The organism is Mesorhizobium sp. P2_D6, assembly GCF_056404315.1.
In genome coordinates this window covers 1-23,672 of record NZ_JBFUEG010000033.1, presented here as the reverse complement: position 1 = coordinate 23,672, position 23,672 = coordinate 1, and the positions used below count along the sequence as shown (strand labels likewise).

Genomic DNA, 23,672 nt, shown 5'->3' with positions numbered 1-23,672 from the left:
GACCTACAGGTCTACTTCTGCGATCCGCGCAGTCCCTGGCAGCGCGGCAGCAACGAAAATACCAACGGTCTGCTCAGGCAGTATTTCCCCAGAGCTACCAACTTCTCCCACGTCTCGCAGGACCAACTCAACGCCGTCGCCCTGCGGCTCAATCAGCGACCCCGAAAAACCCTGGACTTCGAAACGCCGGCCGATAGGCTACAGAAGGTGTTGCAATGACCTATTGAACCCACCGCCTTATATCGGTCATTCAGTGCGCCATTGAAACTTCTCCAAAGCTGCCGTGCCAAATGAATCTTGCTAGCGACTGGGGCGAGAGGCGGTCTTATCGAGGGTTTCAGGGGCGCACTCCAAAACGGGGCCCCTCATTCCATAAAAGTCACACTCACCCGCCGCGGTCGACCCGGGAAGCACCGAACCGCAACTGGCGGCTACCAGTAGCGTCGCGCAGCGATCGCGGAGCGACCGGACAAGATCGGGTGGCAGACATCGTTTATCCCCTCTTGCGCGGTCGTGCTTCGTTGCGACGACCCTCGTCCGAGTAACGGGCGAGTTCCGATCGTTTGCCGAAATTGCGCCGGCCAGAGCCCTGAAAGGATGGAGAGCCGTCGGCGAAGTCCTAGTGTATACTAGGCGACGGAATCCGTCACACGGGGGATCGTCATGGTCGGTTCGCCAACAACTGCCACCCTTGTCCTCAACGACAAGGTTGTCGTTGACCTTGAAGGCGAGACGCTCCGTCTTGGCAACGGCGACGCAATCGCCCTGAGGCCGCAGGCCTTTGCGGTCCTTCGCCACCTCGTCCAGAACGCGAACAGGCTGGTCAGCAAGGCCGAGCTGCTTGAAGCCGTCTGGGGAGGCGCCGCCGTTACCGACGACAGTCTCGTTCAATGCATCCACGAGATCCGGCGAGCGCTCGGCGACCAACGGCATGCGGTCTTGGCCACCGTCTCGCGGCGGGGCTACCGCCTGTCGCTGGAGGGTGGCGACGAGAGTGCGCTCGGCGGCGCTTCGATCGCCGTGCTGCCGTTCGCCACCATGAGCGGCGACGAGCCGCATGATTACTTCGCCGATGGCCTGGTCGAGGACATCATCACCAACCTCTCGAAGATCCCGGGCCTGTTCGTCATCGCACGCAATTCCTCCTTCGGCTTCAGGGGCGAGAAGGCCGATCCGCGCACAATCGCCGCTGAACTACGCGTTCGCTACCTGCTGCAGGGCAGCTTGCGGCAGTCCGGGGGGAGACTTAGGATGAATGCCCAGCTTGTCGACGGTGCAACGGCCACGCATGTCTGGGCCGACAGGTTCGAGGGCGCGGCAACGGACGTGTTCGAACTCCAGGATCGGTTGACCGAGCAGATCGTGGGCTCGATCGAACCGAGTGTCCGTCGTGCGGAGATCGAGCGCGCGCGCCGCAAGCGGCCCGAAAATCTGGACGCGTACGATCTCTACCTTCGGGCCCTGCCGCACGCGCATGCGAACACGCCCGTCGAGACGGACAAGGCCCTGCAACTGCTGGCGCGCTCGATCGAGCTTCAGCCGGACTATGTCGCTGCGCATGGCTACGCCGCATGGTGTTACGAGCAGCGCTACCTCCGCAACGGTTTGGATCCCGCAGACAAGGCGGCCGCACTCAACCACGCCGACATTGCGTTAGGCATTAACAGCGACGACCCGCAGGCGATGAGCATCGGCGCGTTCGTCCGCGCGAACCTCACCCAGGACTACGACATGGCCCTCGAGGTGCTCGACCGGGCCCTCGCATTGAACCACAATTCGGCCTTGGCCTTTGGCTTCAGCGCTTTGGTCAGTGCCCACAGCGAGCGACACCAGCGGTCGGTGGAACATGCGCACAAGGCGCTGCGCCTGAGCCCGCTCGACGATCCGCTGAGCTACCATCCCTACTGCGCACTCGCCCTGACCCATCTCTTTGCCGAAGCCTTTGCCGACGCGGCCAGATACGCCGCTCTGGCGGTCCGGGCCAATCCCGGCTTCAGCATCCCTTACGCCTATCTCGCGGCCAGCCATGTCGGCCTTGGCAATGTCGAAGCCGCGCACTCTGCGGCACGACGACTGATCGAGGTGGCGCCGAATTTCTCGGTCGGCGGCTACGTGCGAACGAACCTGTTTCGGCCCTACTTGATGGACGCGCTGGCAACAGCCTTGCGAACGGCAGGGCTTCCTGAATGAGCTAGCCCAGCGCGGACCGAACCGCGCGCAGGTGCAGCGCTGTCACAAGCCGCCGGTTCTCTCCAGCCTCCTCGGTGCGTTCTTATTGCGACGTGGGGTTGAACGCGGCAAGGCGACGACTCGCATGACGCGCATCGGAAACGCTTTCCGGGAGATGGAAGGGAGCCTCTCCTTGGCTTGGGCTACGAGCGGGGCCATTCAATGCCATTTTGTTAACCTGAGTTCCGAGCCCTGCTAAGATGCCGATCGGGGAAATATCGCCCTTTGATCGGAGTCCTTTCGTTACATCCGGCAGGACTTCGCTCACACTTGCCGGCGGATTTGCCACCTGCTGTCCGCCGGAACACGACTGATGAATCGCGCTTGGTGTTTCTCAGCTATCCTAGCGATGCTGTCTTGCTGGAATGGCGCTGGCGCCCACGACACCGAATCGGGATGGACCTATCCACCCGCTTGCTGCCGAGGCGACCAAGAGAGAGGCGATTGCCAGGAAATTCCGAATACCAGTGTGAGCACCGGCCCTGATGGTTTCAGAGTGCTGCTCAATCCGGGCGACCATCACCTCGTCACAAGGCAACATTTTTTCCGAATTCCGTATGGCGACACCCTTCCGTCCGGAGACAGCCATTTTCACATTTGCTTGCACCCAGCCGAAGATCACGCAAACTGCTTCTTTGCTCCTCCCGACGGATTTTGATTTGCGAGGCATCGAACGCATCCTATGGCGCCCGCGGGAGGCTCTCCTAAGGGGAATATGGACTTCCTTTAAGTCATGCAGTCGTTCGGCGATCGACGACTATCAGATCTTCCGCGGCGATCTGATCGACCGTTGGCTGCGCTTCGAAGGCCGCGATCATCCCGATGCAAAGGCGCTGCGTGCTGCCCATTTCGACACCTTCTGCCCGCGCGATATCTCTTGGCGCCGACTGGTGGAGGTGCGTGGCCCGGAACTGATCGACCAGCCCCTGGCAGGGGCTGCTGGTTGTGAGGGGACGGGAATGAACGACGGCAAGGCGGTCGAATGTCTCGAACGAATGGCGAGCAGACTTACTGAAGCGCAACGAGTGAAGGCTTCGGTTCAATATTCTGGTTTAGCCGGAAGAGATTTGAGGGATCGAAGCGAGCTTTGAGCGCCGCAAGGCGGTTGTATTTTTCTGCGCCGTAGGCATTATACGAGACATCTATGCCGGTATCCGCCTGCTCATTCAGATAATTGCCGGCTTGAGACATCGCCGCCAGACGGCCGCCTGCCTTTCGTCCCCATGCGATGCAACGGGAGTCGTCGATGGGGTTGTCCCAAACTGGCTCGGCAATCCAGTAAAACTTCGCAGCCCGCCCCGAATAGGCCGTGGCAGCCTCGTCGACGTCACTTATCGCGCCGCCAAGTTGCAGCACGTAGAATTCCGAATCCGGCGTTGGCGCAGTCGCGATTGAATCCAGGAGGCAGTTGATGACCTGATCGTCGATGTCACCCAGGAATCCGCCCTTGGCGTAGTAGCGCCGGCCCCACGCAAAGTGCGAGTCGTTGCGGGTTTGCAATTCGAGATATGTCTGACCGCCGACCATGCTGGCATCGGCCCGTGCCAATGATCCATAGGGTTGAATGGCTACGCTGGAGTTGTCCGACGATCCGGACCAGAAAGCGCTCACGGAGATGGTTGTCGATGTCATTGTGAAGGCTGTCGTCAGTTCACGCGGTGCTTCGGCCGCAAGATCACGATAGCCTCGCAGAACGGTGTCGAACGCCTGACGCGGATAGCTCCAGCGGCCGACCAGGACCGGTCCAAGAGGGTGCATCTTGAAGCGGAACTTCGTTACCACTCCGAAATTGCCGCCGCCCCCGCGAATGCCCCAGAAAAGATCAGGCTCAATGTCCTGACTCGTATGCAATGCGCCACCCTCGGCAGTGACGAGGTCCACGCTCAGCAGATTGTCGATCGTCAGGCCAAAGCGCCGGCTCAACCATCCCATGCCGCCGCCCAACGTGAGCCCTGCAACCCCTGTATGCGAAACGACCCCAGCCGGGGTTACGAGTCCGGCAGCGGCGCCTGCGATATCCAGATGCCCAAGCAATGCACCGCCTTCGACTTCGGCGGTGCGGGACACGGGGTCGACGACGACATGGTTCATTGCCGACAGATCGAGGACGATTCCGCCATCACAGGTCGACAAGCCGGGGAAGCTATGGCCACCGCACCTGATTGCCACCAGAGCACCATATTCAGCCGCAATCTGCACGGCCTTTGCCACGTGGGCGACCGTTGCGGGGCGGACAATCACGGCAGGTCGCCGATCTACCGTGCCGTTCCATACCTTACGCAGCAGTTCGTATTCGGGTTGATGAGGGCCAATGACGGTGCAGTTCGGCTCGGCAGTCTCAAATTCCTTGGAAATCCGCGCCAGTAGCATTCAGTTCCCCCCCATGCCGTGAATTGCGAACCCAAATCCCCGCTTGTACTTGATTTCGTTCGTAACACACTGCGGCCCGAGCAGCGAAGGCAATCACACGAGGACTGCAAAAGTCGGGTCCACGACAGTGGTCGTGCGGAAATCAATGTCCGCCCTGCCAGATCGGGAAATCAGAACCCGCCAGTCCGCTTCTGATGCGGTGGACGGCTCTCCTCCCTCCCTGCGGTATGTTCGCGGGATCAGAGATGGAGGAGCGCTATGATGAGCAACGAAGCATCCCTACCAGCTGGTGCTATCGGCAAACCCCGACGGAGCGGCACTGTGGAGCCGCTTGCCAGCTTCATGACCAATCCGACGGGTTCGGCCGTGGTCAACACGACCGGGTCGATCCGTCAGATCGTCCAGAGGCGATTTTCCGGGGCCCGCCGTTACCTGGTTATACATTCACGACCCGTCGTCGATTGCGCCACGATCGGAGAGGTCCCTGGGCGGTAGAGAGCAACCCAAGATGATCGACGGTGCGGGTTGGCCTGTTGAACGGCGCGCAGTGATCGAAACTTCGAGCGCCCAGGTTCTGACATGGGCTGCTCGGCAAATCATGGCTATCGTAGGTGCTCCTGCGGCTCATCCATCGCTGAATCTTCCAGGTCACGAAAGGAACTCGCGCAACGTCCAAACAGGACTGCAGGCCGCCGGAATTTGACACGGGAACCGCGCGGGCACATCATATTAGCATAATCAAATATTGGTCGGTGCGTGCAATGTCGGCGGGAACAAACGGCGAAACTCCTTTGCCCAATGGCGCCATGGTTGACTACGACCTGATCATTGTCGGCGGCGGTCTGGCGGCTTCTTCGCTTGCCATCGCCCTTGCCGGCCGCAGAATCAGGATTCTCATCGTCGAACAGCAGGAGGAGTTCAGGGACCGCATCCGCGGCGAGGTTCTGATGCCTTGGGGAAGTCTCGAGGCGAAACGCTTGGGGATCTACGATTTGCTTCTTGAAAGCTGCGCTATCGAGGCGGGCTACTTTTCAATTAATGGCTCCTCGCCCGTGACGCGGGATCTGCTTGCAACGACCCCCGCTGCGACGTGCTGCGTGACATTTCCTCACCCGGAGATGCAAACTGTTCTCCTCAGACATGCCGAAGTGCTGGGAGCCGAGGTCAGGCGGGGGAACCGGGCATCCGCCGTGACATTTGCAGATGGGCCACGAGTTCACTTGGGTGACGACGCCAAAGGTCTCTCTGCTCGCCTGGTCGTGTTGGCGGACGGTCGGGATTCGCGAATGCGGTCGCTTCTCGGCTTCAAGGTAAGGAACGACCCGGAGCAACTCGTTACGGCGGGCATGATCCTGGAAGGCGATGTCAACTGCTCGGAGTTCCTCGCCGGCGAGGCGAAACCATCGGCAAATACGATCAACCTCTTCTATGATCCCAAGGGCGGGCGGATGGTGATCGCCATGCGCATCGCGCCCAAGCGCAACCGCATATATCTCATCTATCACAAAGACGTGCTGCCGAAGCGTCTGTCCGGCACCCGTTCGGTGGATGAAATGATACGGCAGCTTAAGGCGGCGGGCGCTCCCAGCCATTGGTTCGACCAGGCACAGCAGGCAGGCCCGTTCGCGAGCTTCGACGGGTCGCATCGCTGGGTCGATAGCCCTTTTCGCGACGGGGCCGTTCTGGTTGGCGATACCGCCGCCGCCTCAGACCCCGCCTGGGGCAGGGGCCTGTCACGGACCCTTCGGGACGTCCGGCTGCTGAAGGACCGATTGCTGGAGAGCTCCGACTGGCGTTCGGCGGCAGAGGCCTATGCCCAGGACCATGATGATTTCTACGGCCGGATGCGAGGCCTAGAGGCCATGCAGACAACCTTGCTGTTCGAACGCGGAGAGGTAGCCGATAAACGACGAGAGCATGCCTTCACGCTTTTTGCCCGCGATCCGACGCGCGTTCCGGATGCAATAGGGTTAGGGCCAGAGGCGCCGTCAGACGACCAGGCGCGTGCCCGCTATTTCGGGGAGATATGAGATCGCCGGCGCGTGCGTCAGACCTACGCCGGAGAGCTCGGAGGACCTTTCCAAGCTGACGCGCGCCGAAAGGGTCAAGTTGGTGAGGAAGTGGGAAACCGAAGACAGGCGTTCCGGGAGCAATAACTGTAAACTCGGCTTGTTCAATTGACATGTCGCAGCACGAGACGTCGATGGTCGAGGCCTGACCATGGGAGCACGAGGCACTGCACTCCCAAGACCGGATTTGTATACGCCTCGGATCGCCGCCCGGCGGATTAGTCATGCTGATAGTGTCCTACATTAATTGAGGCCTACAGGGATTCCGGCGCGGACTGGCGGAATAGTTTGCGCTAGGACCTGCTTAAGGCGGCAGGTGTAGCGGCAATGGGGGGCCCGGCACTGCCGCGGGCGGATCGTTTACCACATCACAACCCGCCTGTTGCCCACCGAGGCTATTTCCAGCTACCGCCTTGTCGGCAGGGCAGGCGCTGAAGGCCGAATCAGTTGAACAGCTTGATCGAGCAATTTGCGGATTTCTTCCCGCTATTCTTTGTATCGCTGTGGCTGGCGGTCACCACGATTCTCGCGGTGTTGTCGGGCTGGTTCCGGCTTATGGCGAGGTTTCCAAACCAGACCGTGGAGCCGCTACTACGAATCCGTGGTCAGTCTGGCTCAATGGGGCTTGGGGTCAGCATGCAGGGAGGCGCGGAAAGGGCGTTAAGGGGCCGTGTATGGACGGCTCTCCGTTGGCAAGGGGTTCTTTGAGCTTTTGCCGTTGCTGGTTGGTGCGGCCATGTATCCGACCTATAGGTGCGGCCTTTCATGTGCCGCTGGCCATAATGCCATTCGCGCGTGTCAGGTCCCGATCGGAAGCTCGCACTCGAAGTGCACGGCCCCAGTGGGTTTTCCCGATCCGGCGGTATCAACCGGCTTTGTGCATTAGCTCCTGTCCGCCCTTCCCAACCTCGTTGGCGATCGTTCGCCTGGTCTCGTTTTACGCGACGACCGGCTCCCTGTAGCGCTCGCCACTGGTCATCAATGCCCAGACCATCCGGGCGGTCTTGTTCGCTAGTGCAACCGCTGCAACCTTTGTTGTTCGCCGGGTCATCAGCTGTACAAGCCATGGCCGCCTGGTCCCGTTCCGCTCGGCATAGCGGATGACCGCCATGGCGCCGACCACGAGCATCTGGCGCAGGTAGCGATTGCCGGCCTTGGAGATGCTGCCGAGCTTCTCCTTGCCTCCGCTGGAGTTCTGCTTGGGCACCAGCCCGATCCAGGCCGACAGGCAGCGGCCCGACTTGAATGCATGTGCATCGGCGATCGTGGCGACGAAAGCACTCGCCAGCAGCGGACCGACGCCCGGTATCTCCATCAACCGGCGACCAAGCTCGGTCTCACGCGCACTAGCTCGAACCCGGCGATCGTTCTCCAGGATCTGTTCCTTCACGACGCTGAGCTGGGCCTCAAGCATGCGAAGGCACAGCCGTGCATCGGCCGGCACCCTCTGATCGGTCTCATCATTGATGACGACAAGCAGTTGCTCGATCCCATTCCGCCCGATCGGCGCCACGACCCCGAACTCGGACAGATGCGCCCGCAAGGCGTTCGATATCTGCGTGCGCTGGCGGTTGAGCATCAATCGGACCCGGTGCAGCATCATCACGCTCTGCTGCGCCGGCGACTTCACCGGCACGAAGCGCATGGTCGGCCGGCTCACTGCCTCGCAGATGGCCTCCGCATCGGCCGCATCGTTCTTCTGCCGCTTCAAATAGGGCTTCACGTACTGTGCCGGCAGCAGACGCACATCATGGCCTCGTGCGATTAGCTCGCGAGCCCAATAATGCGACGAACTGCACGCCTCGATCCCGACAAGGCATCGCTGCAAACTCTCGAAGAATGCCAGCACACGCCCACGGGTCAGCTTCCTGCGAACTGCAACCTCGCCAGCCGCATCCACGCCGTGGACTTGAAACACGGACTTCGCAATATCCAGACCGATCGTCGTAACGTTCTTCATCATAGCGCTCCTCCAGCTCTAATCCCGCGATCATACCGCAGGAAGGGAGGAGAGCCGTCCACCGCATCAGAAGCGGAAGGTCTGCATTCGGCTTCACAACGAGGACAAACGAGGACATCGGAGGTTTAACCTGTGAGCCCAAACGGTACTTGTTTCCACTCGCGCCCAATGGCGTCTGACCTGCTCCTGTCGAGGCTGCGTAGCACGTGCGCAAATAGCAGCTATTCGCGGGCGGCGACCGATTTCTGGTGGGTTTGATCTGGAGCAAATCGCTTCATACCCGCGCGCGCTACCTTTTCGTCTGAGTTGCCTGAGAGGAGTCCGATCTGGACTGAGCCCGCCATGAAGTCTCTTCGCGTCGTTGTTCGCCACTATGGCGGACCTGAAGTTCTGGAGATCGTGGAGGAAGAGGCGCCCCATCCGGCATCGGGTGAGCTGCGGGTGCGAACGATCACCGCTGGCGTCTCGTTCGCGGAGCTATTGATGCGGGAGGGGATTCATCCGGAAAAGACGACCCTGCCGTTCACGCCAGGATGGGACATTGTAGGCATCGTGGACGAGGCCGGAGACGGAGCGTCCCATGCGATGGTTGGCAAAATGGTTGCGGCGCTGCCCATTCATGGTGGCTACGCGCAATTCATCTGCCTGCCGGAAGATGAACTCACTCCGGTCCCAACTGGTGTTGATCCGGCCGAGGCAGTTAGCCTCGTGCTGAACTATGTTACGGCCTATCAGATGATGCATCGACTTGGGCATGTCTCACCGGGTCAACGGGTCCTCATTCATGGCGCGGCCGGCGGAGTCGGCACGGCTCTGCTGCAACTTGGCCGCCTGGCAGGTCTGGAGATGTATGGGACTGCATCTCATGCAGTTCATCAGATCGTATCCCATTCCGGTGCCACGCCGATCGACTACGAGCGGGCCGACTTCGTCAAAGAGATCCATCGCCTGACAGACGACGGCGTGGATGTCGTCTTTGACGGGGTCGGCGAAGCCAATGTCTGGCGGTCGTTTCGGGCTCTGACGCCTGGTGGTCGCGTCATAGCCTACGGCTTCACTTCATTTCTGCAGAAGGGCCAACTGGCAGGAGGCTTGCGCTATCGTCTTCGCGGGATATTGCGACCGGCGTGGTACGCGGTCCGCGCTTTCGTTTCACCTGGCCGACGACGCATACTCCCCTACAGCATACAATATTTGAAGCGGTGGAAGCCCGCTTGGTTCCGCGAAGATCTCGGCACCTTGCTCGAGTTGCTTCGCAACGGGAAGATCAAGCCGATGGTGGCCGAGCGGATGCCATTGACCGAGGCTCTTCGCGCCCAGGAACTGCTCGGTCGGGGCGGCGTCAGGGGCAAGCTCGTGCTGCTCTGCAATTCCTCGGACTAGTAGTCTGAAATGGCGCCCGAAGCGACAGCCTGTCTTGGGCCCGCAACGCCGCAAATCGAGCAGGTCTCGCGTATCAGACAACGGACTGGCGAAAAGATCTAACGTAGAAGTAGCCTGGAGTGCTCGGTCCGGGCTATTCGATTTTCAACGTTATGGGCGACACCGGAATTCCGCCAAACCTTGCGCTCCATACGTCCCCTGCCTTGACCGGCATTGCCTCGGTCAGCGTTCCCGTGGTGATAAGTTCTCGCGGCTGCAGCGGTTCGCATTCTGGTCGATGCGCGATTTCCTCTGTTAGAAATTTCAAAGCCTCCAAGGGACCGCCAAGGACATCAGTTGCGCGTCCTTGTCTTAGGTCGCCGGCCTCGCTTTGCAACTCGACTGTGAAGGAATGAAGCTGTTCGTCTCGCTCAGGTTGGGAGCCCGTCAGATGAAAGCGTTCGCTCAAAATGAGAGCTCCATGAACTCCATATGCGGCTGCCGCGTCCGCTACTGTAAACTTCCAGTTCGCGAAGATTGAAAAGACGATCTCGAAGGCTGGCGCCACCCAATCGATACATTCCAAAAGATCAGCTGTCGACATACCTGGAACTGGAGCCGACGTGAGGTGAAGGACCATTTCCGGCTCGATCCGAGGTTTTGGCATTCGGTAAAGATTGATGGACGGCTCCGCGACAGTGTCACTTACGGTCGTGTCATAAATGAAATTCCAGATCGGAGCGGCGATGCCAAGCTGGCCCCAAATTGACCGATTCGTGAAACCGCTCTTGCGTCCAACGGTCGGTCTCCAAGCTCTCGTTTCAGTCGTGCGACTTCCGCCACGACATCGTAGGCGGCGGAAAGATCGAAATGCGCGAAGCGTCGGGAGAACGGTTCGGCCTGATCTCCCGTGCGCCAAAGGGCGACCAATTCCTGGCTGAACTGAGCGGTGCTCCAAGTTTTGTCCACTACGTCCTTCCACAAAAGCGCATAGACAATGATTCACGGGATGGAGTTCTTGCGTTGGGTCCCGGCTGCATGGAGATGGAGCGCTCGGAACACCGCCGTGTGGCCGGGTGTGGGCCACTCCCAATTTCATGCCCAGTTGATGCATACGACCGGAAAGCCAAGCAACCTCGATGGGTTTTCCTCTTTCCAGGTCATTGGCCATCGAAGACTTTACATGAGGGGGGAACGCGGACCATCTGGTCTCCAGGGAAATCCCCTCGCAGCCGGCATATCACATTAGAGATTGCTAATCTTCAGGCTGGAGGTCGCATCAGTCACCGCAGAGGTCCGTTGGCGGCCTTTACCAATTGCCTGATCGCTTCTGCGCTACGCTCATGAGCGCGCGAGAGGCGGATCGATCGAAGCTGTCGGAGCAGGCCGCTTCGATGTCAAATTTTATCAAGCCAACGTCGCGCAAGTGGAAATGGGACAGCCGGCCAAGCGAGCGCTCTATCTCGCGGCGGGTCCGCCACTCATGGACAAGGGCAAGCAGGCGTTCGAACGGATGAAGAGAAGTCCCCGGCACGCGCCGTGCGGTCTGGGTTAGTGTCGCTTGTGCCGCGTTATGCCTGGTCATGGTATCCTCCGTTGGTCGAGGTTGCGCGAAAGAAGATCAACATGACGGCAGAAGAGGGTAAGTCGCCAGCGCAGCTTCGGAAGCGTTCAGCTTCAGATTGTGAACTGGCCTTTGCCCTCCTGAAGGCCTAACTTGCGGCTGAGGAGCGTTCAGCCATGACGCGACGGCCTTACGGATTGCTCTGCCCGATCTCGCGTGCCTGCGAGTTCCTGGAGCCCCGCTGGACGATCCAAATCCTGACAGAGCTTTGGAACGGCTCGACCCGCTTCAACGACATTCGCAAGGGAGTAGGCAACATCTCGTCCGCCCTCTTGTCGAGGCGGCTCAAGGAGATGGAAGCGTTGGGCCTAGTCGAGCGCATCGAGGACGAAGCGTCGGGCACCATCGCCTATTTCCGCACCGAGAAGTCGATCAAGCTCGAGCCCGCGATGAACGCGCTGGCGGAATGGGCGCAATGCAACATCGAGGCTGAGGTCGCGCTTGCCGACGTGGATGTTTCCACCCTGATGTGGTTGGTGCGGCGAAAGATCGACCTCGCTGAGCTGCCGAGGCGACGTGCCGTCATCCGCTTCCATTTCCGCGACGATCCCCCGCCGAAGTACCCTCATTACTGGCTTGTGGTCGAGCCGGGCGCGAATGTGCCCGAGCTATGCTCGGCCGACCCGCGCCGGGACGTCGACCTTTACGTCGAGACAGGCGTTGTTTCGCTGGGGGCCATCCTGGAGGGCCGCTCAAGCATCGAGCGCGAGAAAGAAAGGGGCGGCCTTTTCCTGAGCGGCGACCCCGGCCTTGCCCGCAGCATCAACCGTTGGCTGCGACCGTCGGTCTATGCGGCACTCGAAGGGATCGTCCCGCTTTCTTGAACGATACTGAGGTTGCGGCCTCCGAGCGGATGCTCGCCTGTATAGCGCTTACTATAGAGGCTGCGTTATACGAGTGATCAGCAGCTGGTGGCTACGGTTGGACTCGGTCGGCAGGCGGTCGGGAGATGCGTCCGGCGCCGGATTCTTCAAGAAACCCGGCCAACATCGGTACGCTCAAAGCTGTCATTGCTGGAGTGGCGGGCAACGGCTTCAGGTCGGGACGAATCCCTTAATCACATCGCTGGTCGAATAGAGCTACCCGGGAAGCTCAGCGGCATTGGCTGCCCTCCTGGCTAAGAGCAGCATCGGCCCTTGGCCGCGCTCACCCGTGTGATCCAAAGTGAAGCCAGCGCCCAGTCCGAACCTGAAGCGCAAGGATTGACGATCTACGGCCCTCGTTTTCTTATCCCTGGCCGCCGCGGCGGGGCTCTGAAGCGGCAGCACTCTTTACCTGAACAGCGCCCAGGCCCAATACGCACCAATCACCATTTGCACGGCGAACGCAGAGAACCTGAGACTGACCGCGATCTGGGTCGTGGAGACGAGGTGAATTATCGACTGCACTATCCGCGCGCCCAACAGTGTAGAGGCCAGTGGATCAGTGACATCTGTCTTCGAAATAATGATCGCGACTCCGAGCAGGCCTCCGAAGATTGGAAGCCCTTCTATGCAGTTGGCGTGGGCACGGGCTAACCTCTGCATAAAGGGAGAAAGAGCTGCGTTGTCTGGCGTAAAGCCGTTTGCTGCGACCTGTCCAGAAATCACCAGATACGTCCGGATCACTTCCATCACGATCAGCAGCCCCAATGCCCACGAGATGAATCCAGTCAATGCAAAAGCAGTCACCGACATGTGCCGTCCCCGTTGCTAACAGTCTCGGTCGTCGTAGCCCGATCAACTAGTCTAACGCTATGCGTTGGGGGGGGCCAATGGCGCACTAAAGGCGCATTGCTGACCGACAGCTTTTGGCCGATTCAAGTCGGGCGGCTTTCGAGAACCGCCCTGCGAAAGCAGACGCTGATCGGTAGGGCGCCTGGTTCCGATATGTGGCCTTTTGTGGCTTGCCCTGGCGCCCGCCTGTGGCGTTCTGGCTACGAAAGGGCGCCGGCTTCGACCAGAGTCAAACTAGGAGTGGCTCGGCCGGCCGGCGCTAAAGAGGCGCGCGGGTGGGATCCCCTCAGGGAGAAGCGCGCAATGAACATTAGCATAAGCGAATTTACGCTGCGAGGCTGATAACGTGGTGTCCGGCACCACTCCCCGGTGAGGGGAACGATTGTTTGGGGCCGGCGTTCCTTTGACTGCTGCAGACCGCGTCAACCGGGCGTGGCGGTACGGTGAACAGGATGGTTTTCCCGGTTTCATATCCTGGGGCTTTGAGCACCTGTCCCGCCCGGTCTGCTGCCTTCGGTTTCAGGGCTTGAGCCTACCGTGGCCATAGACCGATGCAGCGACAAGGCGCATAGTTCGCTGATGTCGCTGCCCCAGCGCACCGATCTAGCGAACGACGATGGCAAACGTGAAGACCATCTGGCGGCCGCTGTTGCTGCGCTTCACTCTGCCGTCAAAGGGCCGGATGCACCCGTTGAATTGCTGGCTAGCAAGATCAAAGCGCCTGTCGAGGGAGCGCCGCGGCGGTGACCTACACGGTGATCTGGTACGGTAAAAAGGGCATCGTGGAGAAGACGCCCTTCGATACCGAGAAGGCTGCGCGGGACCACGCGCTGTCGACGTTTCCAGATCGAAAGTCCGGTATCGTGGCGGTTGAAGTTCGCAAAGACGACGGCACAGTTGTATTCAGCAAAGCAGGCGGCAGCTAAAATTTCAGCGCTTCAGGCTCACCTGATCGCCGCTAAAATTATCACGAGCATCTATAAGAAACTGCTAATATTTATGCCAGCCGGCAGTGACAGAATGTAGGCCCGATAGCCAGTAGGTCAGCCCCGAGCGACAGTCGGGCCGCTATTCGCCGCGTATGATGGGCGGCAATCAGTCATGGGAGGCAGCGAATATGCGAACAATCGATATTTTTGCGGCCGGCGCTCTGTGCATCGTGCCTTCCAGCCTGCTGGCGGCCGATGGAGTTTCCGTCGAACGCGGCTTGTATATTTCGATCATAGGTGGCTGCCATTTCTGCCACACGGAAGGATACCGTGAGGCCGATGGGAAAATCGACCCGGAGAAAGCATTGAAAGGCTCTTCCCTTGGCTGGCAGGGTCCATGGGGCACGACCTATGCAGCAAACCTCAGGGACTTGGCGATGGGCTTTAACGAGGACAAATGGGTCGACCACCTCAAGAACAAGGTCAATTTGCCGCCAATGCCCTGGTACCAAGTCCAGGCCATGAGCGACAGCGACTTGCGTTCGGTGTATCTTTGCATCAAATCACTCGGACCTCCCGGCGAGTTGGCCCCGTTTTACCGGGAGCCCGGCAAGGAGCCGAGGACACCTTATGTCACACTAGTGCCACCTCAGACACCGAAGAAGAAGTAACGACCTAGCGTCTCTTGGACTTCGGCGTGATCTCCTCGATCTGCGATTTACGCCGCCCTGAAGCATGGCCTGTTCAAGCGCCTCGGCTTATCCCTTGACCTTGGTGCTCAGGATTGTGCGCCAGTGCGGCTTCTCGAGACGCTCACGATGAGGTTGTCACCGACTTTTCAGGCATCGCTCGCCCTCTACGGCCCGATAGGCTTAGTTGCGTGACCACTAATATGCATATAAATTAATCGGCGCGGGAGGAGCCTTTCCCGAAGACAATTCAAACGAGACGCGCCATGGACTGTGCGCTAGATATCCGCCCGGCCACCAGATCGGACAAGGATCGGTTTGAAGCTGCCATGACGATGGCGTTCAGCGCCGATCCGGTGGCGCGCTGGGCCTGGCCTGACCCGCTTCAGTACATAAATACGTTCATGCCACTGGTGACTCTCTTTGGCGGGAAGTCTTTTGACCACGGCTCGGCCCATGTCATTGGCGATTTTTCCGGCGTGGCACAGTGGTTGCCGCCGGGGGTTCAACCGGACGATGGGCCGATAGGTGAACTCTTTGCGCAAAACATGTCTGAGCCGAAGCTTGGCGAGCTGCTGTTTGTGTTTGAACAGATGGCCGCTTATCATCCCCATGAACCCCACTGGTACCTTCCCTTGATTGGGGTTGATCCCGTGTCTCAGGGGCGGGGATACGGAACGGAATTGATGCGGCATGGGCTGGTTGCTTGCGACCGCGATCAGCAACCCGCCTATCTTGAAGCAACCAGCCCCGCCAACCGGCAGCTCTATGAGCGCCATGGCTTTCGGGTGTTGGGAGAGATTCGATCAGGCGATTCGCCACCGTTGTTCCCAATGATACGCGAACCCCGCTAACCCGAAACTCGCAAACCCCTGGCGGGGGATATCTGCTACTTAGGTAGGCCTAATCTTTGACAGCCCTCGCCGAGCTTGTCCGCGAGTTCCGAGACCATGAGCTCAGAGAACATCCGGTACCGGAACGTCGGTTCCATCTGCAGACCAACTCGGGCCAAGGACCGGGCATCGGACAGCTGACCGGACATAGCCAGTGCAGCCCCAGCAGCGAAGTAGATCGAACTCAAGTTGGAATTGAGCTGCAGCGCTGTCTGCAAATGCAAGGCCCCATCGGCATACCGACTATTCTGAATCGCTGCCGCGCCTAGCGCAAAGTGAGCCTGGTAGGCGAGGAAGTCGAAGGGGCTTAGCCGTAACGCCCGCTCTGCCAGAGCGGTCGCCACAGCCGGACGGCCCGCGAACGCGTTTGTGAGCGAACCGAGATACATCGCCGTGGCGCAAGAGGGGTTCAGGCGAAGAGCACGCTCGGTCGCGGTCAGGCCTGCGGCATGATCCTTGCTCAGCATCGTCGTGACAAAACCCGCGACTGCGAGTGCGGTGGCGTCATCCGTACTGCTGACAAGCGCTGCACGAGCATGTTCAATTGCCGCCAACTTATCGGCCGGGCCAAAACCGGCCCGCGCGAAGCACCATTCGTGACACCATGAAAGCAGGGCATGGGCTGCCGCATAGTTGGGATCAATGCGCAGGGCGCTCTCCAGGTACTCCATGGCGAAGCGCGCATCGGCAGGCATCTGCGACGCTGTGTATGGCACAGCTCGAAGGTATAGATCGTAGGCATCCAGGCTTTCGGGATGCTTACGCCTAGCCCGCTCTATCTCGGATTTTTGGACGCTCGGCTCGACGACAGCAACCACCTTTTCGGTGATGGCGTCCTGCAGTTCGAAAACGTCCATCAGTTCCCCGTCAAAGCGCTCGGCCCAAAGGTGTGCACCAGTGGCGGCATCCACAAGCTCCGCATTGATTCGCAGTCGATTGCCGGCCTTTCGCACCCCACCTTCCAACACGTAGCGGGCACCTAGTTCGCTCCCGGCTTTACGAATATCAACGGACTTGCCCTTGTAAACAAAGCTGGAGTTGCGAGCGATCACCAGCAGCCACTTGGTCCTCGACAGGCCGGTAATGATGTCGGCCACCACCCCGTCCGCAAAATAGTCTTGGGAGGCATCATCACTGAGATTGGAAAACGGGAGCACGGCGATTGAGGGCCGACTGTCGGCCTGCGTGTCTTGAATTCTCATCGCGCGATGGGAGGCTGAGGTTGCCGAGCAATCAATGGGACCTGTGAAGCGATAGCCCACACGGGGAACCGTCGCGATCCAGTCTTTGCCGCTGGGTGGTTGTCCCAGCAGCTTCCGCAACGCCGAAATCTGGACCGCAAGATTGCCTTCTTCGACTGCGGCCCCCTGCCACGCCGCCTCGATGAGATCCGACTTGCTCAGCACTTCGCCCGAACGTTCAAGGAGAGCAGCCAGCAAGCGAACGGCGCGGTAGCTTATCGCGACAGGTTCCCCCCGGCAGAGCAATGAGCCCGCCTGCGCGTCAAGCACGAAAGGTCCAAACACAAGCTGCTGCCCAGATATGAGAACTGTTTATAACTTTTCGCCGCCTTTCGGAACTATTTAGCGAGCGCTCAAAGACTCGCGTCAACGGCCCGGTCATCTTCCTCCCGCAAAGGGAGAGCCAGCGATGACCGAAATCCCCTCCAACCATGATCCTGATAGCAATCTAGCCAGACCCTCTATGATTGTTCTGTCTGGGCGAGAGGCTGAGTTCCAAAACGCGCTTGATCGGTATTTGGCCGACTATAGAAAGCATCAGGCTCTGATGACTCAGCAGCGCGCTTGTCGCCTTGGAGCGAGGTTGCGTTTAGCGCGGAGGATCGCTGATTGGCCAGGAAGGAAATTCCGCGCGCGGACCGAGTCGTCCGCGCGATCAGGCCAGACCCTGCTGTGGTCCAGCCATTCTGAGATATCGTCGCGGTAGGGGGCGCTGGGTGCTCGACGTCCGATCCCGACCCCTCACCATCCTGCAACCCCTGCCAGCAGCTGGTCGATCAGTTCTGGGCCCCGCACCTCCACTAGTCGGCGCCAAGAGATATCGCGCGGACAACAGGTATCGACATGGGCAGCCCGTAGCGCTTTGGCATCGGGATGGTCGCCGCCTTCGAAGCGTAGCCAACGGTCGATCAGGTCGCCGCGGAATATCTGATAATCATCGGCCGTGCCGAACTCGATCACCCCGCCGGCGATCTGCGCATCCGGGCGCTCCTGCCGGATCGCTTGGCAGAGTAGTCCGCGATATTTCGGCTTAGTACCCGTTTTGAAGGCGCCGTCCTCCTTCGCCGCGAGCCCCCACCAACCGGCCGCCGTGCGATGCTCCAAGCTTCCGGACTCGTCGAAGATTAGGTGCACGATCTCACCAAACTGGCCGATCCCAGTGTGCCAGTCGATAAAGCCGATCGTGGTCGCTCGGGAAAGATGCTCGCGCACGATCCGGCGGAATGTGACATTCGACCAGCTCGCTGCCCGGCCGCCATACATCAGGCCTTCGGGCCGATGCCACTGCCCCTGCCATATCTGGGCTTCTTGCGCCCAACCGTTAGTCTCGAAATGAGCCCTGTAGGCGCGATGCAGTGCAAGCGCGATCGCAGCGTCCGAGGGATCGGCGTGCAACAGGTGGACGGCTGCATCATAGGCCGGGCTTTCCGGCGCCGGGCCGGCATGTGCGGCCAAGAAGTTGCGGTTAATGTCGACATTGTTCTCGTCTGTTCGCGTGCGGTGCGAGAAGGCCCAAGGATTGATCGCGTGGACGAACACGAGCCCGACGTCCGGCGGCCTGTCATTCCGGCCTGAAAGCCAGCGGGTCAGGATCGCCGAGCCGGAAAAAGCTTCTGAGCCGTGCGTGCCACAAATGACGATCGCTGCGCGCTGCGCCGCCTCGGGTCCGAGGCAGGCGACGTCGGTCGCAAGCACCTCGCCGGTCTCGCCCAGTAGCCCTTCGCGCGGATAGGTCGTAACCCGCGCCCCAGCGTCGGCGCATGCGAGGAGAAACTTGCCGCGAGCTTCAGCGTAGCTGTCGGAGAAGCTCTCCATCGGTCTCCCTCCTTGCGAGCGCAGGCTCGATCGTGACAGGTGGGCGAAGACGCTGCAAGACAGCGCTGCAACGATCGCCGCGCCGCCCGCGAGCGAATCATGAGAAGTGGACGTTCAGCGCGCAGGAATACCAGTGGGCAGGATCATGACTTCATCTCGACACGGATACCATGCAGGGTCTTGCTCGAAGCGTTGAGCACGCGACCCGCCGGTTGGGGGGCCATATGCACCACGAGACAGCCTTGGCCGTCCCATGCCTGGACCGCCTGGATGACATCTCGATTAGGCGGCATCATGGTTCCATCCGGCGCGAAGTCGTGGATAGGGCCTTCCACCTGATCGAATACGAATACTGAAGGCCAACGGTGGTGATGTGTCGGCTCTTCCTCGTCGGGCTCGAGGATCACCTCAAGCACACGTAGCCGGTCATTCTCAAACAATACCTTGTGGTTTGCCGGCGCCGCGATCACGGCGTCAAGGTTGGGGTCCCACTGCAGTGGGTCGGTCTGGTCGATCATGTTGGTGGTCATGGCGTAATCTCCTCTCAGATACACAGGCTGCCCTCACGCCGTCGCCACCGTTCGAATTGTGCCTTGCGCGCAGAACTGTTGCCCGTCCGCCAGTCGCGCATAGTTATGAACGATCTGGTTCTCGTGATCTTGAACCTGCACGACGAAGTTGCCGCCTCGCTCGGTCCAGCTCATGATGAAAAGTCCGGGTCGAACGCCGGTCAGATTGCTCTTAACGACCTCGTCGATCTCGGTAGCGCCGATCGTCGCCTGCACCCGCAATTCGGTCGGCGACAGGACCGTCAACCTCGGTACGAACTCTCCGAACGAGCAATCAAAAGTCTTTCCGACGAGCGAGGTCGGAGCACCATTGGTCGTAACCATCCTAACCCTCCTTGACGATTTGCGAAATCCGGCACGCTTGGCCGATGGTTTCGGCACAGATGCCGAAACCCTGCAATTTTTCAATCTTTGGAGCGCTCCAAAGTCAATTTCCAACAAGTGAGGCTTGGCGTCAAGAAAAAACTTGGAGCGCTCCAAAAAATTGTCTAACTGAGGGAAATGAATGCTTCCAAAATGCCTACGCTCGCCGATGTCGGCAGGGTCGCGGGAGTCTCCCGCGGTACTGTCTCCAATGTATTCAACCATCCGGACCTGGTGCGGTCCGATCTGCGTCAGCGCGTCGAGGCCGCGGCGCGCCAGCTTGGTTACGATGGCCCCGACCCGAGAGGACGCGTGCTGCGCGACGGTAAGTTCAATGCCATCGGACTGATCCCCCCGGGTGCATATGCAATTGCCGACATGATCAGGAGCCCATATCTGCGGGAGCTGGTGCTTGGCGTTTCGCTTGCTTGTGACGAGGCTGGAGCGACGCTGAGTTTGGTCAATGGTACGGACGAAACGCGCATCTCCACCATTCGCGAGGCCTTGGTTGACGGCTTCATCCTGGGCCACAGCGCGGACATTGAGTTGATCGCTTCTTTACGGCGCCGGCGGCTGCCCTTCGTCATCCTCGAAAGCGATGCCGGTCCTGACGTCAATTCGATCCGGATAGACGGCAGGAGCGGGGCGCTGGCGGCCATCAGGCATCTGGCTGCTCTTGGACATCAGCGTTTTGCAATCCTGTCCATTCGGCGCACATCGGGGCCGCCTATCGTCCATTTGCCCGGCAGTGCTCCGCGCGCTATCTCTGCCGGTTTTCAACTCGATCACGAGAGACTCTTCGGCTTCGCCCAGGGCTTGGCTGAACTCGGTCTGTCAATCGACAATGTCCCGATCATCGAGACGACTCCAGGTGAGCCTTCGGCAGGAGCGATCGTATTCGACCGGGTTCCGCAAGCAACGGCGATCTTGACTATGTCGGACTGGCAGGCAATCACCGTCCTGGACGAAGCGCGTCGGCGCAATATCAAGATACCCGAGCACATGTCGATCGTCGGCTTCGATGGCACCGCAGAGTCTTCGCGCACCACGCCTCCGCTCACGACAGTGGCCCAAGACGTTGTCGGGAAGGGGAGACTTGCCGCCAGGATGGTGTTTGCAAACGGCGCCCCGAGCCAAGTGGTCATACCGGTCGAACTCTTGGTCCGCGGCTCGACCACTCGACCGCGCGATTAGGTCGGGCCACCTCTTACATCGACGTGACTCACAGCAGGCAACCGCGACCTCCAGCGTGGTCGCTTACGACGTCAGCTTTCAGGAAGCCGCAAAGCTGACTTATACGGCCGAGATGAGGCGCAAAGCGGCCTAGCTGCTTTTGGGCCGGAGAACGAACCCGCTGCGCGGGAGGGCGCCTGCGGTTGAGGTAGAGATCAAGAGCCGGTCGTTGCGCCCGCGTTGAGCGGGGTTCGGCTGGAGCAGAGCATGGCGGGCTTCTTCAACAAGGAGCCTGACCATGCACCATCCCGTTCTCGATGCACCCGTCAGCCCGCTGCGCCAGCGGCTGATCGACGACATGAACATGCGGCGCTTCTCACGCGAGACGCAGCGCAACTATCTCCGCGACATCGGACGCCTGGCGACATTCCTCGGGCGTTCACCGGACACCGCTACCGCCGATGACCTGCGCCGGTTCCAGATCGAGCAGCAGGCAGACGGCGTTCCCGTGCCGACGATGAACAGCATCGTGTCGGCGCTGCGCTTCTTCTTCACCAAACGCTCGACCGCCCGGACCTGGCGCGCAGGCTTGTCCGGCTGTCGCATCCGCGCAACCTGCCCGTGGTGCTCAGTCGCGACGAGGTGGCCCGGCTGCTCAACGCCACCACCTGCCTCAAGCACCAGGCCGCACTGTCGGTTGCCTATGGCGCGGGCCTGCGTGTCGCCGAGGTTTCGATGCTGAAGGTTGCCGACATCGACAGCGAGCGCATGCTGCTGCGCGTCGAGCGTGGCAAGGGCGGGCGCTATCGCAACGCCATGCTCTCGGAGGACCGGCTCACGCTTCTGCGTGAGTGGTGGAAGGTCGGACGTCAGCAGGGCGTGATGCATCGCGACGGCTGGCTGTTCCCGGGGCAGCATGCGATGAAGCCCATCAGCACCCGCCAACTCTATCGCGTGGTCGTCGAGGCAGCACAGGCCGCCGACATCGCCAAGCGGGTCGGGCCGCACACGCTGCGTCACAGCTTCGCCACCCACCTGCTGGAGGACGGCACCGACATCCGGATCATCCAGGTCGGCGATCGAGCACTGCCGCACCGCGGCCCTTGGCGGCCACGTCGAGGCCTGCGAGGACTGCGGCCAGTGGCACATCGCCTACAACTCCTGCCGCAACCGGCACTGCCCGAAGTGTCAGGGCGCAGCGGCGCGGACATGGTTGGCCGAGCGCCAGGCCGACCTACTGCCGGTCGGCTACTTCCACGTTGTGTTCACGCTGCCGGCCGAGGTCGCCGACATCGCCTTCCACAACAAGGCGGCGGTCTACGACCTGCTGTTCAAGGCAGCGTCGGAGACGATGCTGACCATCGCGGCAGATCGGAAGCATCTCGGCGCGCGCATCGGCATCACTGCCGTGCTCCACACCTGGGGTTCGGCGATGACGCACCATCCGCACGTGCACATGATCGTGCCGGGCGGCGGCATCGCGCCAGACGGAAGCCGCTGGATATCGTCGCGCCCGGCATTCCTGCTTCCGGTGAGGGTACTCGGCAAGCTGTTCCGCCGCCTGTTCCTCACCCGTCTGGTCGCCCTGTACGACGCCGGCCGGCTCAGCTTCTTCGGATCAATGGCGCACCTCACCGACCGGCTGGCATTCCTGCGCCACCTCGCTCCCGTCAGGAGGAAGCGCTGGGTAGTTTACGCCAAGGCACCATTCGCGGGACCTGAAGCCGTGCTCGCCTACCTGTCGCGCTACACGCACCGGGTCGCGATCTCGAACAGCCGCCTGATCGCCTTCGACAAGAACAGCGTCACCTTCCGCTACAAGGATTATCGTCGCCCTGGCGCCGAGCGGCAGCAGGTCATGACGCTCGCCACCGACGAGTTCATCCGCCGCTTCCTGCTCCATGTCCTCCCCCGTGGCTTCCATCGCATCCGACACTACGGCCTGCTTGCCGGCTCCGCTCGCAAGGCCAGCCTCGCGCTTGCGCGCAAACTCCTGAACGTCGCCGCACCGTCCGATGGCGACACCACGGAAGGACCGGACGACTTCCGCCCACCATGCCCCTGCTGCGGCGGACGCATGATCGTCATCGAGACCTTCGACCGATGGAGGCAGCCGCGCGGGCCCCCGGACAAATCGACACCGAACCCGGAGAACGCCCATGACCCGGCATGGTATCATCCAGCATTCAGCCGCAGGCTATCGGCCTCCGGCACCGGATCCACGCGTGTCCAAGGTGATCATCAACGCCGACAGAGCCGCGCCCAGCAGCGTGCCGGGCCGACAACATCGCCTGGAGGCGCAACGAAGCGGCCTGTCGGCATCCATCTCCGCCCTCCCTGGCGACATCCCAGCCATCGCCGACATCAGCCGCAGATCGAAATCTCCATAGCCGTCGCCTGTAGCCCGCGGGTTCCTTCCTCGGGGACTTTCGTACGCCTGCCGGCGCCCGAAACTCTTCGCGCAAGCGGAATGGCGGCTTTTGGCGTCGGAAGAACGATAGCGGACGCAACTGTCAGAAGGACTGAAGCCTTGGCCGACCCAAAGCGGTCATTCCGGCAAGCCCGCTTTGCGCATGCCTTCAGCTAGATGCTGGCGGTCTTCGATGCGAAACAGCGGCTCCTTGGCCACGTATCTGGCAGTGGAGAATTCTGGGAGGAGAATTCTGGGATC

19 protein-coding genes and 2 pseudogenes are annotated in these 23,672 nt (G+C 60.6%); 13 read left to right on the top strand and 8 right to left on the bottom strand.

The window, feature by feature from the left end:
• From AC1D1L_RS32175 to AC1D1L_RS32160, 4 genes are all read left to right on the top strand, one after another.
• A partial coding sequence (locus tag AC1D1L_RS32175) for an IS30 family transposase (protein ID WP_477345524.1) occupies positions 1-219 on the top strand: 219 nt, incomplete at its 5' end.
• A 444-nt stretch (positions 220-663) separates the two neighbouring features.
• Positions 664-2,190 carry a winged helix-turn-helix domain-containing tetratricopeptide repeat protein gene (locus AC1D1L_RS32170; protein ID WP_477345522.1) on the top strand — a complete coding sequence of 509 codons (1,527 nt, stop codon included), beginning with the start codon at positions 664-666 and terminating at the stop codon, positions 2,188-2,190.
• A gap of 352 nt (positions 2,191-2,542) precedes the next feature.
• Positions 2,543-2,887, top strand: coding sequence for a hypothetical protein (locus AC1D1L_RS32165; protein WP_477345520.1), 345 nt, complete (start codon positions 2,543-2,545; stop codon positions 2,885-2,887).
• On the top strand, positions 2,787-3,320 hold the full coding sequence (locus AC1D1L_RS32160) for a hypothetical protein (RefSeq protein ID WP_477345528.1): 534 nt from the start codon (positions 2,787-2,789) through the stop codon (positions 3,318-3,320). Before AC1D1L_RS32165 ends, AC1D1L_RS32160 begins: the two co-directional genes overlap by 101 nt.
• Here AC1D1L_RS32160 and AC1D1L_RS32155 read toward each other — a convergent pair.
• Positions 3,238-4,599 (bottom strand): FAD-binding oxidoreductase, encoded by a 1,362-nt coding sequence (locus AC1D1L_RS32155; RefSeq protein ID WP_477345519.1) that lies wholly within the window; start codon positions 4,597-4,599, stop codon positions 3,238-3,240. The genes AC1D1L_RS32160 and AC1D1L_RS32155 overlap by 83 nt on opposite strands.
• A 761-nt stretch (positions 4,600-5,360) precedes the next feature.
• On the opposite strand from AC1D1L_RS32155, the gene AC1D1L_RS32150 reads away from it, so the two are divergent.
• The gene (locus tag AC1D1L_RS32150) at positions 5,361-6,629 is read left to right on the top strand and encodes an FAD-dependent oxidoreductase (RefSeq protein WP_477345517.1); all 1,269 of its coding nucleotides are present in this window, start codon (positions 5,361-5,363) and stop codon (positions 6,627-6,629) included.
• Between the two features lie 976 nt (positions 6,630-7,605).
• Here the strand turns inward: AC1D1L_RS32150 and AC1D1L_RS32145 are convergent.
• Positions 7,606-8,628 (bottom strand): IS110 family RNA-guided transposase, encoded by a 1,023-nt coding sequence (locus AC1D1L_RS32145; protein ID WP_477345526.1) that lies wholly within the window; start codon positions 8,626-8,628, stop codon positions 7,606-7,608.
• Positions 8,629-8,970: 342 nt separating this feature from the next.
• Between AC1D1L_RS32145 and AC1D1L_RS32140 the strand changes: the two genes are divergently transcribed.
• On the top strand, positions 8,971-10,011 hold the full coding sequence (locus AC1D1L_RS32140; RefSeq protein WP_477345515.1) for a medium chain dehydrogenase/reductase family protein: 1,041 nt from the start codon (positions 8,971-8,973) through the stop codon (positions 10,009-10,011).
• A 133-nt stretch (positions 10,012-10,144) separates the two neighbouring features.
• Here the strand turns inward: AC1D1L_RS32140 and AC1D1L_RS32135 are convergent, their stop codons facing one another.
• A complete protein-coding gene (locus AC1D1L_RS32135) occupies positions 10,145-11,161 on the bottom strand; it encodes a 2-keto-4-pentenoate hydratase (protein ID WP_477345513.1) in 1,017 nt (338 codons plus the stop codon).
• Between the two features lie 569 nt (positions 11,162-11,730).
• Here AC1D1L_RS32135 and AC1D1L_RS32130 point away from each other — a divergent pair.
• Positions 11,731-12,438 carry a winged helix-turn-helix transcriptional regulator gene (locus tag AC1D1L_RS32130; RefSeq protein ID WP_477345511.1) on the top strand — a complete coding sequence of 236 codons (708 nt, stop codon included), beginning with the start codon at positions 11,731-11,733 and terminating at the stop codon, positions 12,436-12,438.
• Between the two features lie 447 nt (positions 12,439-12,885).
• Here AC1D1L_RS32130 and AC1D1L_RS32125 read toward each other — a convergent pair whose 3' ends face one another.
• Positions 12,886-13,290 (bottom strand): MAPEG family protein, encoded by a 405-nt coding sequence (locus AC1D1L_RS32125; RefSeq protein ID WP_477345509.1) that lies wholly within the window; start codon positions 13,288-13,290, stop codon positions 12,886-12,888.
• Between the two features lie 782 nt (positions 13,291-14,072).
• On the opposite strand from AC1D1L_RS32125, the gene AC1D1L_RS32120 reads away from it, so the two are divergent.
• The 3 genes from AC1D1L_RS32120 (at position 14,073) to AC1D1L_RS32110 (ending at position 15,801) form a co-directional block, all read left to right on the top strand.
• Positions 14,073-14,255 (top strand): hypothetical protein, encoded by a 183-nt coding sequence (locus AC1D1L_RS32120; protein WP_477345507.1) that lies wholly within the window; start codon positions 14,073-14,075, stop codon positions 14,253-14,255.
• Between the two features lie 191 nt (positions 14,256-14,446).
• Positions 14,447-14,929: a hypothetical protein gene (locus AC1D1L_RS32115; protein WP_477345505.1), complete on the top strand. Its 483-nt coding sequence runs from the start codon at positions 14,447-14,449 to the stop codon at positions 14,927-14,929.
• A 284-nt stretch (positions 14,930-15,213) separates the two neighbouring features.
• Positions 15,214-15,801: a GNAT family N-acetyltransferase gene (locus AC1D1L_RS32110; protein ID WP_477345503.1), complete on the top strand. Its 588-nt coding sequence runs from the start codon at positions 15,214-15,216 to the stop codon at positions 15,799-15,801.
• A 35-nt stretch (positions 15,802-15,836) separates the two neighbouring features.
• On the opposite strand, the gene AC1D1L_RS32105 is transcribed toward AC1D1L_RS32110, so the two are convergent.
• From AC1D1L_RS32105 to AC1D1L_RS32090, 4 genes are all read right to left on the bottom strand, one after another.
• The gene (locus AC1D1L_RS32105; protein ID WP_477345501.1) at positions 15,837-17,351 is read right to left on the bottom strand and encodes a winged helix-turn-helix domain-containing protein; all 1,515 of its coding nucleotides are present in this window, start codon (positions 17,349-17,351) and stop codon (positions 15,837-15,839) included.
• 471 nt (positions 17,352-17,822) lie between these two features.
• The gene (locus AC1D1L_RS32100) at positions 17,823-18,896 is read right to left on the bottom strand and encodes a DUF2817 domain-containing protein (RefSeq protein WP_477345499.1); all 1,074 of its coding nucleotides are present in this window, start codon (positions 18,894-18,896) and stop codon (positions 17,823-17,825) included.
• Positions 18,897-19,039: 143 nt separating this feature from the next.
• Positions 19,040-19,426, bottom strand: a complete 387-nt coding sequence (locus AC1D1L_RS32095) for a hypothetical protein (RefSeq protein WP_477345498.1) — start codon at positions 19,424-19,426, stop codon at positions 19,040-19,042.
• A gap of 33 nt (positions 19,427-19,459) precedes the next feature.
• A complete protein-coding gene (locus AC1D1L_RS32090) occupies positions 19,460-19,789 on the bottom strand; it encodes a MoaF-related domain-containing protein (protein ID WP_477345496.1) in 330 nt (109 codons plus the stop codon).
• 177 nt (positions 19,790-19,966) lie between these two features.
• Here AC1D1L_RS32090 and AC1D1L_RS32085 point away from each other — a divergent pair, with 177 nt between their 5' ends.
• The 3 genes and pseudogenes from AC1D1L_RS32085 to AC1D1L_RS32075 form a co-directional block, all read left to right on the top strand.
• Positions 19,967-21,022, top strand: a complete 1,056-nt coding sequence (locus AC1D1L_RS32085) for a LacI family DNA-binding transcriptional regulator (protein ID WP_477345495.1) — start codon at positions 19,967-19,969, stop codon at positions 21,020-21,022.
• Positions 21,023-21,299: 277 nt separating this feature from the next.
• Positions 21,300-22,075 (top strand): annotated as a pseudogene (locus AC1D1L_RS32080) (tyrosine-type recombinase/integrase); the annotation flags it as partial.
• Positions 22,074-23,129 (top strand): annotated as a pseudogene (locus AC1D1L_RS32075) (IS91 family transposase); the annotation flags it as partial. The pseudogenes AC1D1L_RS32080 and AC1D1L_RS32075, both read left to right, overlap by 2 nt.
• Between the last annotated feature and the right edge of the window lie 543 nt (positions 23,130-23,672).